A 16,898-nucleotide genomic window follows, 5' to 3' on the forward strand; every position below is an offset into this window, starting at 1 on the left:
AGAGCAATAAGCCTCAAGATGATGCAATATATTTATATATGATAAAAAAAGAAGCAGAGGGAAAAGCCAAAAAGTAGCTAAAATTGCTGCATTTAATAAATTTCTAAGAATTTACTATGCTAGGTTAAAAGAAATATATATGACCTGATTTTTAGGAATTTAGAAGTTTTCTGAGCTAAGCAGGATATCTGGTGGGCTTGTTTGCGATGCCTCTAAATATAAATATTTATTTTAAAAAACCTACTAAAAAAGTGTTGATTTTTCTTAGCAGGTTTTTTTGCAAAAAAATAAGGGTAATAAAGATTTCTCTTTACTACCCTACAAGACTTAATGCTTAAAAAAGAATCTTGTAATTATCTTGGGAGTCTAACGCTATCCACTATCGCTGTTAGCTTTGTGTGTAACATTATAATACCATAATTCCACAAATTATACAAGACTACTTTTATCTGATTTATAAGAATTATTATATTAAAGCAAAAAAGGTAGACTAAGTATTCTACCTAGTCTACCTTTACTAAACAGAGTATATGCAATTTAGTAATAATCATTATACCATATTACTTTATATCATAAAACCAGCTTCCCAAAGTTTCTTTTAGCTCTAGGCATTTGCTCATAGATATATTTTGAGTTTCAATCCATACCCCTTTTTCGTTTCCTCTGAAATAACACCTAACATCTTTGAAATATTGAAGCACATAATCAGCATCAACACCATTAAAACTATTATCTCCTTGATAGCCATTAGGTAAATAGTTTGTAACAACATATCCAGTGTTTTTATTTAATATTCCTTCATTAAGCTCATTCATATCGCAATCAGTATTTATTCCGCTTACAGATCCTGTTTCACTATATTGGTGTCCTACTCTATTAGTGAAGAAATTAGAATTTAATTTCCATGGATCATTATTATAGTTTGCTTCCCATAATGGATAATCCGCAATTCTATTATCTAAGTTATCCATAAAACTAGTATAAGTATAAATACCTATTTGCATATTAGATAGCTCTTTAAATTTAGCAATAAATCTTAGAATATACTCCATTAATCCATCAAAATTAGTTTCTACATCTAGCATCGGAATAAGATCACTGCTTTTATCTTTTATAGCATTATAAAAACTATTGGCTTGAGTTTCTGGCTCACTAGTTCCAACTAAGAAATGATAGAACCCTGTTTTTAATCCTACATAATGTGCGTTTAAATAATTAGTATCTAAATAACTATCTTTAAATGTTGTTCCCTCTGTAGCTTTAATATAAACAGCTTCTACTCCTGCTGTTCTTACTTGGTTAAAATTTATATTTCCGTTATGATTACTTATATCTATACCTTTCATTTATATCTTCCTTTCTTATTTTAAATATAAAAATAAGAGTAACCTTAAAGGTCACCCTAAAAACTAAGCTTATACTGTTTGCTGCACATCTGCGTTTACTGTTGCTGCTGCAAGCGATTGGAATTTGCTTAATTGATCTTTTAGACTTGCGTTTTCTGCTTGTAATTTAGCGTTTGATTCTTGTAATTCCTTCATAATTACGGAATTATCTAATACTGCTTCCTTCCCCACATTAACACTTCCTGCAACTGCCTGCCTAAAATATATAACATCTTCCTTAGTTAGTTCTGGAAATTTAGCAAGCAATAATTTATCGAATTCTTCAGTTTTACTTCTAAATTTATCTTCAATTTTTTCTGCAATCCTAAAGTTCTCGTCTACAATGCTCCATACCTCTCTAGCTGTTGTCATGTATGTTTTATTTTTTAATATACTCATTACTAGCCCTAAAATTTGTTTTATCATTTTACATACCTCCAATTATTTATTAAATATTCCTGTTTGAACTGCATAAAAAAAGAAGCTAATTAAAGCTCCTCCCATTGCAGTTATAAACCACTTCATCATGCTAGTTAAGTTTTTAAGATTTTCACATAAATTTTTAAGTTCTGTCTTTAGTTCTCTTCCATCCTGTTCAAGTTTATCAAGCCTATCCCCATGATTATCAAGCCTTTTATCATGCGTTTCTAATTTGTCTTTTATTAATTCTTCATTCATAAGTCACCTTCCTATTTCAAATTTTGTAAAAATGTGCAACAAAAAAGCACCTTGAAGGTGCTAATAGTTCTTGATAATTATTTTTTTGCATAATATATCTTTTTAATAATATTTTTAAATAATACGTCACTTAAAATTTTACCTAATATTATAGAAAAGATTGTTCCTAAAATAGTATAAATTAACCACCAACCATGTTTTGTATTGTATGTTGGATAATAACGCCAAACATTATTTAATGGAACTTTGTCAATATATAGTTGTAATAAGACTACCATTTTAAACATAACAAATTGCCAAATTAATATATCTATACTGTTTTCACCTAAAAATATAAACATTTTTTTTATGTTTAATAATAATCTTGATTTCCATTTACTAATTATTTCTGATACATAAAAAGTAACTTGAATCGCAAATATGGCTCCAAAAATAAAAAGAGATTTATATTCATATTTATTTTTTCCTAAATCAGTTAGGTTATAACAGCTAATTATAACAAATAGAATAAAAGAAAGTACTATAATAATAGGTTTATTAAATTCATAAACTTTTTCTCTATTTATCTTTATTAAATAGCCAAGTGCATAAAATACTCCAAGTATCAATGTTCTGCTTAGCATATAAGGAAATGTTATTTCAAATCCAATCATTGCTAATACAATAAAAAAAGCAGTAATATAATACATTTTATAAGAACTGTCTTCTAAACAATAATGTAATATTTTATACAAAATAGAAATAAAAAACAAAGCTCCTAAGAACCATGTAGCTCCAAAAAAAACTCCATCTTTATTTAGCGTCAATAATATTTCAAATATCTGTTTAAAACATGCTTTTAAATTTCCACTTTTTGTTGTTTGTAATATAATTGAAATAATATTACAACTTATAAATGGAATATACAATGTTTTTATTTTTTTTATAATAAAATCTTTAAGCGAACTTGAACTGTTGAATAGAAATCCTGATATAAGAAAAAACAATGGCATATGGAATTGAGACATATAGGATGAAAATGGACCGGAGGCATGGACCCATACTACCATTATTATACCAATACCTTTAGCTATATCTAAGTATTCTATTCTACTAGAAGCTATTTTATTTTGCATTTACCTAATCTCCTTTTTGCAATATAATATTTTATTTAGTACATTATAACATTATATTACAAATTACGGTATTTGTTTAAACAAAAAATATAAATATAGCTAAGAAATTACAGCCAATTTCCTTATTGTTCCCGTACTATCCTTAATTGCAATATAACCTGTTATAGTTCCTGGAGTTGCTGTATATGTTCCAAATTTAAGATTCCCAGTTCCTTTTGGCGATAATGATAAGTCAATATTGGTATCTGTTCCTGAAGAGGATATTATCGGTGCTGATCCAGTTACAGTTCCATCAATCCTTATTTTATTTACTGCATTTGGTGTTTGCACCACTAATAATGACTCACTACCATAAACCCCTCCAATTGCAGCTATGCAATCCATATCTATACGATTCTGAGATTCGGTTGTATAACCTACAAAAGTACTAGTTGCTCCATATTTTATATATCTTGCTGAGGTTCCTAGTATTGTATTAAATATCATTTTTGAGCTTTGATTTGAATCCGATTCACGTATTCCAACTGATATTCCAACTATAGTATTATTGGATACAGTATTATCAGTAGAATTGTATAAAATAGAATTAAAAGTATATGGCTCGGATGAAATTCCTGTAAAATTAGAATTTACAGTTGAATAATTAATCATTCCTATAAAATTATTATTAACTATACAATCCTTAGAACCTGATATTCTTATTCCTGTTCCACCTGTGGTTAAAATTGAATTATTTAAATTATATCCTATGTCAACTATTCTATTACCATGTACAACAGTATAATCTGATATTTGAACTTGTATTCCCACTACAGGCTGTATAATAATATTATTTGCTATTATATTTTGTTTACCAGGTAAAAGCAAATCCGCTACTCCTGTTGCTATAGCTGTTTTAGTTTTAGTGAAAAAATTATCTGTTACAATATAATTTAAAAATCCTCTCTTAGATATGACACCATTAGTACACTTAACAAATCTACATTTATTTATTATAGCTTTTTCGCCTATTTCCATAGAACTATTAGCACTTAAATAAATTGCAGAATCCCATACCCCAATAAATGTACAATTTTTAATTGTAATATTTTTAGCAACGGCAAATATTCCGCTATCTGATCCACAATGTTCATAATCAGCACCAGCATATATTGTTAAATTTTCTATTTTTACATCGTCAAAATATTCTCCAATGTAAAATGCATCCCATGCTGTTGAACTTGTACCATCATCATTGGGTTGTGCACTTCCATCAATATATCCTCCATACCAATCTATAGAATAATAAGTACTACTATTATTATTAAAATGAAATATTTTATTGTTTAGTCTAGAGCTTGCTATAAACTTCACATTAACATCACACAAAACCTTTAAATTATTAATCATTGTTGGTGCAATAGTATTTTGAATTAAATAATTTCCACTAGGTATATATAATGTCTTACCTTGGGATATTGCATTATCAAAAGCTTGGATTAATCCTTCGCTTTCGTCTACTACTCCTAAACCTGTACAGTTATAAGGCGGTTTTGTTACATTAATATACATATCATTTCCTATTGTACTTAATTTATCCTTTAGTGTTGAATATGGTTCTTTTGCATTTTCAATTTCATTTTCTGTTTCAGTAACTCTATTATCCAAATCTAATAAATCAGGATGAGACTCTTGAAACGTTTCTAAATTTTCAAAATAATCCGTTGCTTGATCTAGTTTATTCTCTAATTCTTCTAATAGTGTATACGTTGCAGTACTAATACTTGCACTTACTGCAATTACACTCGGTACAACCTTTAATACTAGATTGAAAGTCGCTTTCTTATTGCCTATAGAATCAATAAATTGTAATTCTATAGGCGTATCCCCTGCAGTAGTTGTAAGCTGTTCATCAGCATTAATGTTAACTAAATTGCTATTTATAGTTATTCCAGTATGCTCTTGAATTAATGGAACTTGGTCAGATTTCATTGCTTTTAATCTCACATTATATCCAGTTAAATTTGCTTGCACACTATTGTCAAATATATTTAAAATCAAATTTAAATTATCAAATTGCTTGCAAGTAATATAAATGTTTAAATTTTGTTTAAGGTCTAAACTTGCTGTTAAATCTTGTATTGCCATATTTATTCACCTTCCTTTTTACATGTGGCTTACTACATATTCTATATATTCTCTTAAGGTTCTGGATCCTATGTTTATATTTTCACTGTCAAAGTCAACACCAGCATAAAATCTAGAGTAAGCTCTGAATCTAGCACTATCTTTTACATTTAAAGTATTAGTAATTTCAAAATCATCATCAGCAACTAAAGTGGTTGCATTGTCTGCCACATAAATTCTACTTGTATATCCATTCTCATTAGTCATACTTAGACCATTTTTATCTAGCTTATAGTTTGCGTCTCCATCATCTACAACAAAGCCACCATCAGCAGTACATCTTCCGTTTGCATTAACATAAAAAACTAACTTAGAGTCTTTGTAAAGTCTAAACTTACCATCATGAACTTCTAAACCATTCACATCTATTATTACATATGCACCACTAGCGCCTACACAAGCTACCTTAAATGCATTTTTACTTAGCTCCCATCCCATTCCTGTTCCATCCTGTTCAACTACTGCATCAATCTTTTCTTCCTGTAAATCAATCCTTGCGTTTATCTTTTTCTCAGAATTTGAAACTTGTAAAACTATCTCTTGCTTGGCAAACTGTATTTGCTTTACAGTATCGCTTATAATATCCGTTATATTTTTTCTAGCAAATCCAATTTCAACTTTATCTATTGTTGCATTTCCCTCAGAATCTACTGTATAGCTGATTTTATTAACTCTACCTTGTAAATCCAGATTTAACTTCTTATGTTTGATATAAACCGTATCTCCTAACTTTACACTCTCTAGAGCTTTATAATTTTTATATTCTTCTGTTTTACTTAGTTCTATAAAATCTATAACATAGCTAAAAGTTATTTGATCTACTTTATCCTCATTAAACATCTTGTTACAAGTATCTCTCATAATCTTATATGCTTCTTCAACTGTAATTTGTTTCTCATCTTTTGTATTAGTTCCATCCCAAATATTCAAATTTAATTCAACATCTCGATAGTATTTCTTTTCATATGCCCCAGCATTAGGACTTACAATCTGATATTCTGGCAATCTATAGTCTCCTGACTTTGGTATAAGAACTGTTGCTAAATCTGTGTTATCTATAGTTTCTTTTATCGAAGATATATTTTTTCCATATTCAATAACAACACCATTGTCTTCCCCTCTTTGATCAACTATATCTATAGTTTCATTGCTTACTATAAATTCACCGCCATATTCAGATAAAACACTATTTTCTGAACCTATAATAGCACTTAATAAGTTTCCTTCTTTAACTTCTAATATCACATTAGTGTTAGTATTTGTATCCAAATCACCTACTTTATAGCTATGAGAATCCAAAGCATTATCCAATATAATTTGTATAGCTTCTTTTCTAGTCTTTCCTACAATAGTCATAGCTCTAACTCTATTTTCCTTTAAATCTGCCAGTAATTTAGATTGGCTTTGAACACTAATAGAATTAGAGTTAGTTTCTTTTTGAATTATCCTAAATTGCTGATTATCTCTACTATCAATCGTTGGAGTAGAAATTATTGAAGCAGTTACTAAGTTACTAGAAATATTTTTAGTGTCTTCCAATGGATATTCTAGTTCCATAGTATAATCTTCATTTATTTCTTCAGTAACCTTACATGATATTATTTCATTCAATACCCATTCGTTATGAGTAAAATCTGTTTCAGTACTCCTGAATAATCTAACCATTAATAACACCTCCAGTAAGGTGTTATTTCTATTTTGCTTACAGCTCCAGACCATGAAATTGTATTTTGGCCAATAGAAAAGACTGGCCATTCACCAGTCATATTTTTACCAAAGTTAATATTATCCTTGTAGCATTCTTTTATTTCTGAATCTATTGTCACATAATCAACTACATTTTTTACAGTGAAAGTAGTCTTGCTTATATTTAAAATTATGTTTCCATTTCCATAAATCTTTAATATAGGCTTAGCTTTATATGTTCCAAAATTATTTAATACTGTTCCATTAGATGTTATAGTTTTAGATTTTAACCCGCTTGTCATATATTTTAATCCATTGCAAGTAAAGGTTGCAGTAAATCGCCTTACTATATTACTTGTTGTCTTTGTCTCGCTTATTTTAACTTGCTTCACTTTGTAAGTTTTAAATTCATCCATACTGTAGAAAAGTTCTTTAGACATTGAACTTAGCAGCCAATTATCGATTCTAGATTTTTTCATTAGATATTCATCTTCATTAGCTTTATACCAAAAATCAAAACTAAGACTTATATCTTCAAATCCTTTAATCTTTGTAAGATTTTCTCCGCCATCAATTGATATTGTTTCGTATATAATATTACAAGCTGGTATGATTGGAATATTTTCTATTATTAAATCTAAATCATCTAAGCTATTTAAATTATTATAGAATATAAATGACACTCTACCACTTCCTTCTATTTGAACTAAATGCCAATTCTCTACTTACATATGGAGTTGAAACTCTAGCAATTTCTCTGCCATCCAAATTAACTGGAACCTGAATTATAATAGGTTGTCCATTTGAACCTGTGTAAGAATTTTGAGCAATATTACTAGCCACTTTATTAGCTACACTTTCAGCAGTTTTTAAGACTAAATCTTCACTTGCATCATGATTATAAATTCTTGTACCCGCCTTAAGTTGGTAAACTTCATATCCTCTTTCATGAAGTGTAGTTAAACCCGAGTTTTCCATAACTCCACCTGTCCAGTGTTCTCCAATTCTTAATTGATCTGCATCAGCTGCATCTACATCTGAAGCATTCCCACTTACATTATAGGAGAATGTTTTATTTGATGGAATCCAACTACTCCACCAATTTTTCAATTTATCCCACCATGTTAATATCTTACCTGTACTTGTATCTACACTATTTTCAAGATCACTATTCATTCCTTTTATTTTTTCAACTGCTCCATCACGAGTTTCTCGTGCCTTTTGAATAGTATCATCTCTTTGCTTGGTTGCATCTGCTATCATTTTATCAGCTTGCTCTGATGTTATAGAACCTACCTCATCACGTTGCTTAATTATTGTTGCAACAGTTTGATCATATTCATCATTAGCAACTTTAATAGCTCCATCTCTACTTTCATTTAATTTTTGAATATGCTCCGATGCCTGTTCAGCAGTGATTCTTCCATCATAATCTTTCATACGCTGTAAAATTACCTGTGCTTCAACCTCATTATCAGAAAGTGATTTTACCGCATTTTCTTTCATTTGATTTTGTAATTGTCCTATGTCAGTTACCTCTTGACTCGTTAACGTTCTATGCTCATTACTTGCATTCTGAATTATTTTATTAATTTGATCTTCATATTGCTGAGTTTGCGTTTGCCTATTAGTATAGAATTCCGTTGTCTTTTGCATTATTTCAGCTTGTTCTGTACTTGTAAGTGTATTTTGTTGTGTAAATAACTCTTGTAACTTAGATATGCTATCAGTTTTCTGTTTCTCATATCCTTGTATAATACTCTGAGTCATACTATCGAATTTAGTTTTAGTGTCAGTTGCAATTTGTCCTGTAATAACATTTCCATTAATATATAGGTCTTGAAGCGAGGCTTTAGCATTTTGATCCATATCTAAATAATCTTTTACTGCTGTTTTTGTTGCTTCGCTTATCTTTATTGTATTAGTTGCAACATTTTGAGCCATAGCTCCATATTCGGTTTGTACAGTTTGTGAAGTATATTCAACTTTATCTGCAAATAAATCAACACTTGGTACAACTTCCTGCGTTAACCCTTTGTATATTCCATACCCAGCTAAAGCAACTGCACCAGCCACTGCAATGTATGGAGCTGCAGCTACAACTGCGCCACCCATCCCTGTAGCCACTGCACCAAATCCTGTAGCACCTCCGACTCCTCCAGCAACCGCTCCAGCTTCTGCAACTGTTTCTGTAGCTACAGTTGCAGTTCCTAAAGCACCAGATAATTTAGATGCTACATTAATTACAGTTCCAATCCCACTAGACACTCCACCAACTACTTTTAGAACTCCACCTAGCGCAGTACTAAACATTACTACATCTGCAATAGTTGTTACAGTTCCTTTATCCATACCTTCTAAAGTTGATGTCAAGCCACCAATTACACTAGTAACCTCTTCCATTACTGGTGCTAATGCATCTCCTAGTTCTATACTTGCATTTTTCAATTCATTAAAGTTTTTTCTCATTTTATTACCAGCAGTTTCGTCTACTTTTGTAAATGCATCATCCAATGCAGTCGTATTAGTGGTCATTTGATCCATACTTTGTTGGAATAAGTTCATTCCTTGGTCACTTGTCATAGTAAGCACAGTGTTAACTGCTTCTACAGAACCAAATAATTGATACAATTCTTCTGTATTACCATTAGTTTTTTGTTTTACTTCTTCTAAGAACCTCCCCCATCCAACGCTCTGTAAATGTGCTGCATTGAATTTTAAACCTAGTTTTTCTGCCATTTTTGCAGCATCATCTGATGGTTTTGCTATATTAGAATAAGCTGCTTTTAACCCTGTAACTGCTTCAGATGTCTTAATACCATTTGCAGTTAATGTTGCTAATGAACTGAATAGCTCTGATGTAGTTACTTTTAATGCTGCTGTTGTTGGAATGACATTACCTATAGAGCTAGACATTTCTCCAAAAGTTGTTTTTCCTAAGTTTTGTGCAATAAACATTTGATTAGCAATATTAGTTACTTCTTCTGTCTTAAGTCCATAAGCATTCAATACAGTTGTTAATCCATCAACTGATGTTGCTGTATCAGTAAATCCACCTTTAGCCGCCTTGACCGCTGTTGTTAGAAAATTTACCGACTTTTCTGCTGCAACGCCTGAAGAAATAGTATCATACATACCATCTTGAATAGTATCAAAACTTTCTCCCGACATATTAGATAGATCTATAACACCTTTTCCTAGGTCTTCTATACTGATATTAGTTGTATCAGCAACAGTACTAATCTTGGCCATGCCATCATGGAAATCAGTACTAAATTTAACTCCTGCTATTCCTGCTGCTTCTAAAGGTGCTGTAATTTTTAATATTCCATCTCCAACATTAGTAGCCTTACTCCCAAAATCCTTTAGCTTCTCGCCACTTTCTTTTAAACCATTACTTGCACTAATCCACTTATTATTACTTTTATCAAGCTCATTATTTATTTTTTGAAGCTCTCCTTGAGTTTTGACCATCTCAGTTTCAGCTTTATTCATATTAGTTTGATAATTTTGTATCTGTTTAGCATTAGATTCAATTGCTTTTTCTTTTTTACTATACTCAGTTGTTAATTGATCTACTGCTTCTTTAGCATTTTTAGCTTGTTCACTTTCTTTTCCATATAACTGAATTGCTTCTTGATACTTATTATTGGCGCTTTCCAAACTAGCTTTTAATTTATCTCTTTCAGAGATATTATCACTCATCTTCTGGCTAGCTTTCTCCATTGCTTCTCTATAAGTATCAATTTTTTTAGATTGCAAATCAAATTGTTTGGCAAGTGCATCTTGTGCTGATCTCAATCTATCACTAGTAGCTCCAAATGTCTTAAGACCTTCACTAGCTAATTTAAATTCTGATTGAACTTCTTTTAAACTGCTATTTATACCTTTAATACTAGAATTATATCCAGTATCATCTAGTACCATCTTGGCCTTTATTAGTTTTTCTAAGTCGCTCAATTACTTTACCTCCTTTCTTATAAGAATGGTATTTCATCTACATAAACTCTTTTTTCATTGCTAGATTTATTTTCATCGTCTTCATCTTTAATTTCCCAACCATTAAATTTCACATGATTCATCCACATTTTATATATTTCAGCGTGTGTAGATTCTAAGAATTCAGCTTTTGTATAATTTAAATGAGCTTTACTAATATAAAAAAGCCAGTCAAAATTAATCTCATAAGGATCTTTTGACTGGTCACCTAGTTTTTTTCTTTATTCTTTGGCTTTGAATCCTTTTTCTTAGCACTAGTATCAATACCCATATAATCAAAATATAAGTTTTTTACAAATGCAGGTATTTCATTATTAAGCTGCTGAGGTGTTAATAAATTTATTAATTCATCTATACTAAATTCCTTGTTTTTTTCTACTTCTTTGTCATTTACAGTTTTGCATTCTTTATCTATGCAACTACAGGACATTAGCCTTAATGCATTAGTATAAAATTGTTTTCCTTCCATTATCCCTTGCAGTACTGTTCCGTAATTCCCATACTTATCATCTACTTTCAAAATGGTTTCATTTGTCATTTTAAAATTATATTCTTTTTCACCTATCTTCAATTTTCTAATTTCAGCAAACATATATTTATATCTCCTTTCTCACTTTATAAGAAACTCCCAACCAAATTAAATGATTGAGAGTCTAAAATACTTAAGTAGTTGGTGTTGTTCCTTTTTTAGTAGGTACAATCACGCTTTCAAAGAACTTAGTCCCAATGTCATTTGGGCAATTTGGATCATCCTCGTCTACGTTATATTTCCACATTGCGTTATTTTGCAATGGTTGGAACGTTGCTTTCATTTCTGGTGTCTGATAATCAACTTTCCCTTCTTGACCTTTGCTAGAATCATCTGGCAAAGACATCTTCCCTTTATAAAGAATTCCATATCTCTTTTTGCCATTAGATTTATTTGCAGCATAAAGCAATGCTATATATGGAGCAATATCATCAGATGATGCAAATGTTCCTCCTTCTGTTGCAATAGTCTGTCCTAGTAAGTCAGCAGATTGTGCATTAGTCAAATCAGCTACATTTACAGTAACCTCAATATCTTCTAATGTTGTTGTTTGATCCCACACCTTATTTTCTGCATATAATTTTGCTGTATTACTTTTCGGTGCAATCTTAATTTCTTTAATACCTGGTAAATAAATTGGTTTATCAAATACTATTCCTGTAGAATCATCCTTTGTAATCTTTGAATAATAAAGCTTTTCTAAACCTACAATAGCCATATATTTTTACCTCACTTCCAGTGTAATAAAAAAACGCATAGCTTTATGGAATAACTGCGTATCATTTTCATATAAATCAGCAGCCATACTCCTATTAAAGCCAGCGTTTGTCATTACTTCTCTAATTTTATTCTCTAAATCTGTATAATCTGTTTTGCTAAATATATCTACTTGCAAATAAAAGTTTGTTGCTATCTCTTTATTTTCTGCCCACTCCTCGCCATTCTCATCAAAGATCTCATATTCAACGTATGGTGTATTAGGCTTATTGGCATGTATAAAATAAACTTTTTTATCTGCTGTTAAATTTAATATTTCAGTATCAGATAATGTGTCTTTTACTAATTTCTTAATATTAACCATCACACCACCTCTACTTCAATAATCCCTTTGCTAATACTTCTAAAGCTTCATCTTGTGAGCTATTAACAGATCGTTCAAAAAATCCAACATGATGTTTTTGTTGGCTAGTTCCAAACTCTTCAAAGCCTGTATACCAAGCGCCCATTATAACTTGACCTGTTATTAAAGAAAGATCATTCTTACTAACCTTTTCTTTAATTTTTCTTTTCATATCTCCGCTTTCTCCAACCGGAGTATTACTTTCAACTGTATTATAAATTACATCTATACCATCTTTCATCGCTTTCTTCTCATCAGCTTCAGTAAGTGTCATATCTTGAAGTAATGCTTCTAATTCTTCAAAACCATCTAATTCAATTCCACTCATGTAATCACCTAGCCTTTAACTTCTGCCTTTATATCTATCCATTGATGGAGATTCTTATAATCAGAACAAAATAATATATCATAATCTTTTTCTTTATATATCACTTTATACTGCTTTGTTGCTCCTGGTACTAATAACACCTTAGTTTTATTGCAATATCTAACTGTAAAGGTAACTACATTTTCACTATTATTAGCCTTTGCAGATAGAAACTCTTTTCCACTTATTTGTTTAAATGCACTCCAACATGAATAATAAGTATCATCCCAATTTGGTGTATCAAAACCATTATCATTTTGACTTTCTCCAATGTATTCGCTTATTACTATTCTTTGATCCATTTCTACGCTACTCAATTATAATCACCTCATATTAAACTCAAAGGGTAGAAAAATTTACCCTTTAAATTAGAATGATATTGCATAACAATTTCTAGCATATCCTTTCTTTACATCAAATCTTCCTAAAATCCTTACTTTAACTGTATCATTTATAAATCCTGCTTCTGTACTTCTGGCAACTGTAAACTCATTTCTTTTAAATAACTTTACAAGTTCCTTAGAATTACAAACATAAAAAGTAGCTGTTTTTCCTTCTGCTGTTGGTAATAAAGTTTCATCTACTACAACTAATTCTTTATTATTAAAATAATATTTTCCGTTTACTTCCGTAACTAAATTTAAAGGTCTCTTTTGCCCATCTTTCATATTCTTTAATACTGAATATCCTTTTGGATTTGTGAATGTCACTAATCCAGCTTTAACTGCTGGTACCGCCTCGTCTATATCTGTATTTATATCCTCATAACTTCCAACGCCAGTAAATGCAGCTGCATTATCTTTTATGACTTTCATAATTTTTGCATTTTTAGTTCTTACAGTTTTAGCTGTAAAGTTTCTACGTGCTAAGCCTTAAATTTCAACCTCTGCATCATCAAGTAATTCAGATGTTAATGTGTAAATCTCACCAACTTTAGCACATTTAAATGCTATATCTGAAGTTGTTAACGTTGCATCAGTAATATCATCCCCTTCTAAAACCTCTGGCAATTCATCTTCATCCACTTCTGATACTGGCATTGTTCCTTCATTCTTTGTTACTGGAATAACTTCAACATATTCCTCTAATGATCCATATCCTTTTTCTATCTCTATAAGTTGATTTACAAATTGTTTTGGTAAAACTGCTGAATTGTCTGTTGTCTTAACCATTGCTCTTTCTTCTTCTGTTAACTCCTGACCTAAGACTTTCTTAACAATGCTTCTCATTTCATCAACTTTATCTAATTTTGTTTCCTTTTTTTCATTCCTTTGAGACTCTAAATCTCTCTTTTCAGCTTCTTCTAATTCTTTTTCAATTTCTATCATTTTTTCTATACTTCTTATTTCTGACATTTTAGCTTCAGCTTCTGTTACCTTTTGCTCTGCTATAAGACTTCTCACTTCTGTTTTCTTACTATCTAATAATGCTAATAAATCTTTTAATTTCATATTTTAACGTCCTCGCTTTCATTATTTAAAATAGAGTATAAAAAAAGAACTACATAATCTGTAATTCTAATTCCATTAATTTAAGTTTTAGATTTATTTCATCCTCTCTTTTTTCTTCCTCTAATGGAATTACTTCCACTTGATCCTGTATAAATCTTTGCTCAATACAAACTTCTTCATTATCCCTAGCCTCTATACTAGTTCCATAATATGCTGGTGTACGTGTATTATCAAGTATAGATACTTCTCTTAATATAATATCTTCAAGATATCTTCTCTCAACATCTGTATCCGTTTTTCCCCAGCTTTGTTTTTGAGGTATGAAAGAAAATGACCACCCAACTAGTTTATTATTTTTTGCCTTTTCAATGACATCAGAATCATATATCCTAGCTTCCGCATATAAACCAATATTATCTTCCTTAAGTTTAAGATTATCTTTTGTTGATCCAAGTTTTCTACTCCAATCATGATTAAGTAATACTGGTACATCACTAGTCCTTTCCAATGCTCTTTGCCAAACTCCACTTCTAACCTGCTCAACAAATTTTCCTTTTGGCGAAGGTAACTCTCTAGAATCCCTTTCACATGCATTAACATATCCCCTAACTACTACATGATCTGACCTAATTTCTACTTGCATAAATTTTCACCTCCTCTCAAGATTCTGTATTATAATTACTAAGCTTATCTAATATACTAGAAACAATTCTATCTTGTTTAGTTTTAATATCTATACTAGTACCTCTAATGTTATACATATCTGATATTAGTTTTTTCTGAAGTATTTCAGCTAATTTAACCGCCTTTTCATCGTTTTTATAACCTTCTCCTACCATAGAATCTATGTATATTAGAGATACCTCTAGCAGCTCAGTTAAGTAATTATCTTCATCTTCATAGTCAATCTTCAAATAATCTTTAACAACATTTAGTGTCAATATTATCACCATCTTTCGGCGTAGTATTTTGCTTTCCTTTTTGGTAACTAACATTACCATTAATTAAATCTTTTAAAAGAACTTGTCCTGAAGGTAAAGTAATAATCAATTCACCACCTATTTTTTGTACGCCTAATATATCTCTAGCATAATCAAGGTCATAAACCCCATTTTTTACATAGGTACTAATTACCTCAGATTGAGTTTTACTATCAGTTCTTAATAGTACATTAATATTAAAGCGTATTTTATATCCCATCTCTCTTTCAGTTTGAGTTAACAACTTCCAGTCCATCTCCTGCTCTATTTGCTCAAATATTATTAATAAGCAATCAGTTAAAAACTTTATATTGTCCTGTTCCTCACTAACTGCTGTATCTCTCATTATCCCCAGTTTACTTAACGGAACTTGAAAGCTACTTGCTATTTCTTCTTTTGATAATTTTCTCAACTCAGTAAATTGTGCATCGCTTAAAGATAAATTCATAGGCTGAACATTATAACCTGCTGGTATAGTAAATACCCGCCCATTATTAGTGTAGATCCTATCAAATTTCTCTTGAACCTTTTTGAGTTCCTTTTCCTCTTTAATGTCACTAGTAAGCTGAACAACTATTTTATTTGTAAGCCCATTGCTAAAAAGTTTATTTAAGTAATTTTGACTTTTAAGACTACTATCTAAACTTTCAGAAAGAATGCTCCTATTTGCTTTGCCTTTAATTCCATCCATAGTAAAGTCCCTTAGCATTATTATATCTTTATCAAAACAACTGCCGATCTCACCTTCTACACCTTCAAAATCCCATAATATTTTATTTCCTTTTATACTTTTAATTAATCCTGCATTATCTATTGTTACATTTGTAATTTTCACTGAATATAATCCATTTATTTTACTTCCTTGCCTATCAATAAAAAGACCAGAGTGCCCCCAATGTTTTGATAATGCTACAAAGGCTTTATAGCAATCTATCGCTGACATATAATCATTAGGTCGTATTCTTAGTTTGTCATATAAATAATGATCCTTAGCTAACTCTTCCCCCTTTTCTGTTTCCTTTTTTACTTGTAAAGTACATTTAGCAATACTCTCAGATATGATTTTTATACAACTAAAATAAGTGCTTTCTTTCATTTCAATATCAAACGGAGTAATATCATAACCATTCTCAAATGAATACATTGTTTTCCATTCATTTACGCTAATTGTCTCTCTTTTCTCAAGTAATCTATTAAAAATCACTATTTATCACCTCGCTTTCCTGTAAATTTATATAAAAATATACTGAAAGCAATAAAAATAAATCCCAATGAGTAAAATCCAAACTTGATATTTATAGAAAAGTTAGTAAGAATAATTATGAAAACTCCAATAAAAAAGACCATTTCCATAACAAATATGTCATTGAAAATAGTTCTATTAATTATATTCTTAAGTTTTTCTTTGACTTTTTTCAAAAT

The 16,898-nt window shown here is 30.3% G+C and carries 18 protein-coding genes and 1 pseudogene; all 19 read right to left on the reverse strand.

What is annotated here, in order from left to right; translation table 11 throughout:
• Positions 1-560: 560 nt before the first annotated feature.
• The 19 genes and pseudogenes from L3B96_RS08745 to L3B96_RS08835 all read right to left on the reverse strand — a co-directional run bounded on the left by L3B96_RS08745 (position 561) and on the right by L3B96_RS08835 (position 16,895).
• Complete coding sequence (locus tag L3B96_RS08745) at positions 561-1,346, reverse strand: GH25 family lysozyme (protein WP_238860353.1); 786 nt, start codon at positions 1,344-1,346, stop codon at positions 561-563.
• Between the two features lie 69 nt (positions 1,347-1,415).
• Positions 1,416-1,811 (reverse strand): hypothetical protein, encoded by a 396-nt coding sequence (locus L3B96_RS08750; protein WP_238860355.1) that lies wholly within the window; start codon positions 1,809-1,811, stop codon positions 1,416-1,418.
• Positions 1,812-1,826: 15 nt separating this feature from the next.
• Positions 1,827-2,063: a hemolysin XhlA family protein gene (locus tag L3B96_RS08755; protein ID WP_238860357.1), complete on the reverse strand. Its 237-nt coding sequence runs from the start codon at positions 2,061-2,063 to the stop codon at positions 1,827-1,829.
• 77 nt (positions 2,064-2,140) lie between these two features.
• Positions 2,141-3,178 (reverse strand): acyltransferase family protein, encoded by a 1,038-nt coding sequence (locus L3B96_RS08760; RefSeq protein WP_238860358.1) that lies wholly within the window; start codon positions 3,176-3,178, stop codon positions 2,141-2,143.
• 99 nt (positions 3,179-3,277) lie between these two features.
• Positions 3,278-5,305, reverse strand: a complete 2,028-nt coding sequence (locus L3B96_RS08765; RefSeq protein WP_238860360.1) for a NosD domain-containing protein — start codon at positions 5,303-5,305, stop codon at positions 3,278-3,280.
• Between the two features lie 18 nt (positions 5,306-5,323).
• Positions 5,324-7,009 carry a phage tail spike protein gene (locus tag L3B96_RS08770; protein ID WP_238860362.1) on the reverse strand — a complete coding sequence of 562 codons (1,686 nt, stop codon included), beginning with the start codon at positions 7,007-7,009 and terminating at the stop codon, positions 5,324-5,326.
• Positions 7,009-7,713 carry a phage tail domain-containing protein gene (locus L3B96_RS08775; RefSeq protein WP_238860364.1) on the reverse strand — a complete coding sequence of 235 codons (705 nt, stop codon included), beginning with the start codon at positions 7,711-7,713 and terminating at the stop codon, positions 7,009-7,011. The genes L3B96_RS08770 and L3B96_RS08775 overlap by 1 nt, the downstream gene beginning before the upstream one ends.
• Before the next feature lies 1 nt (position 7,714).
• Positions 7,715-10,990 carry a phage tail tape measure protein gene (locus L3B96_RS08780; RefSeq protein WP_238860366.1) on the reverse strand — a complete coding sequence of 1,092 codons (3,276 nt, stop codon included), beginning with the start codon at positions 10,988-10,990 and terminating at the stop codon, positions 7,715-7,717.
• A gap of 17 nt (positions 10,991-11,007) precedes the next feature.
• Positions 11,008-11,112, reverse strand: a complete 105-nt coding sequence (locus L3B96_RS08785; protein ID WP_238860368.1) for a hemolysin — start codon at positions 11,110-11,112, stop codon at positions 11,008-11,010.
• Positions 11,113-11,237: 125 nt separating this feature from the next.
• Positions 11,238-11,621 (reverse strand): RNA polymerase subunit sigma, encoded by a 384-nt coding sequence (locus tag L3B96_RS08790; RefSeq protein ID WP_238860370.1) that lies wholly within the window; start codon positions 11,619-11,621, stop codon positions 11,238-11,240.
• Positions 11,622-11,691: 70 nt separating this feature from the next.
• On the reverse strand, positions 11,692-12,276 hold the full coding sequence (locus L3B96_RS08795; RefSeq protein ID WP_238860373.1) for a major tail protein: 585 nt from the start codon (positions 12,274-12,276) through the stop codon (positions 11,692-11,694).
• Positions 12,277-12,282: 6 nt separating this feature from the next.
• Positions 12,283-12,639, reverse strand: a complete 357-nt coding sequence (locus L3B96_RS08800) for a prohead protease (RefSeq protein WP_238860375.1) — start codon at positions 12,637-12,639, stop codon at positions 12,283-12,285.
• A gap of 10 nt (positions 12,640-12,649) precedes the next feature.
• Positions 12,650-13,006, reverse strand: a complete 357-nt coding sequence (locus tag L3B96_RS08805) for an HK97-gp10 family putative phage morphogenesis protein (protein WP_238860377.1) — start codon at positions 13,004-13,006, stop codon at positions 12,650-12,652.
• Positions 13,007-13,014: 8 nt separating this feature from the next.
• Entirely contained in the window at positions 13,015-13,362 is a 348-nt protein-coding gene (locus tag L3B96_RS08810) for a phage head closure protein (protein WP_238860379.1), read from the reverse strand.
• 51 nt (positions 13,363-13,413) lie between these two features.
• Positions 13,414-14,496: pseudogene (locus L3B96_RS08815) on the reverse strand (phage major capsid protein).
• Positions 14,497-14,545: 49 nt separating this feature from the next.
• The gene (locus tag L3B96_RS08820; RefSeq protein ID WP_238860381.1) at positions 14,546-15,139 is read right to left on the reverse strand and encodes an HK97 family phage prohead protease; all 594 of its coding nucleotides are present in this window, start codon (positions 15,137-15,139) and stop codon (positions 14,546-14,548) included.
• 16 nt (positions 15,140-15,155) lie between these two features.
• On the reverse strand, positions 15,156-15,446 hold the full coding sequence (locus L3B96_RS08825) for a head-tail connector protein (protein WP_343073082.1): 291 nt from the start codon (positions 15,444-15,446) through the stop codon (positions 15,156-15,158).
• Complete coding sequence (locus L3B96_RS08830; protein WP_238860385.1) at positions 15,418-16,680, reverse strand: phage portal protein; 1,263 nt, start codon at positions 16,678-16,680, stop codon at positions 15,418-15,420. Before L3B96_RS08830 ends, L3B96_RS08825 begins: the two co-directional genes overlap by 29 nt.
• The gene (locus L3B96_RS08835; protein WP_238860387.1) at positions 16,680-16,895 is read right to left on the reverse strand and encodes a hypothetical protein; all 216 of its coding nucleotides are present in this window, start codon (positions 16,893-16,895) and stop codon (positions 16,680-16,682) included. The genes L3B96_RS08830 and L3B96_RS08835 overlap by 1 nt, the downstream gene beginning before the upstream one ends.
• Between the last annotated feature and the right edge of the window lie 3 nt (positions 16,896-16,898).

The sequence above is a fragment of the Clostridium sp. YIM B02569 genome, assembly GCF_022320765.1.
GTDB lineage: Bacteria > Bacillota > Clostridia > Clostridiales > Clostridiaceae > Clostridium > Clostridium beijerinckii.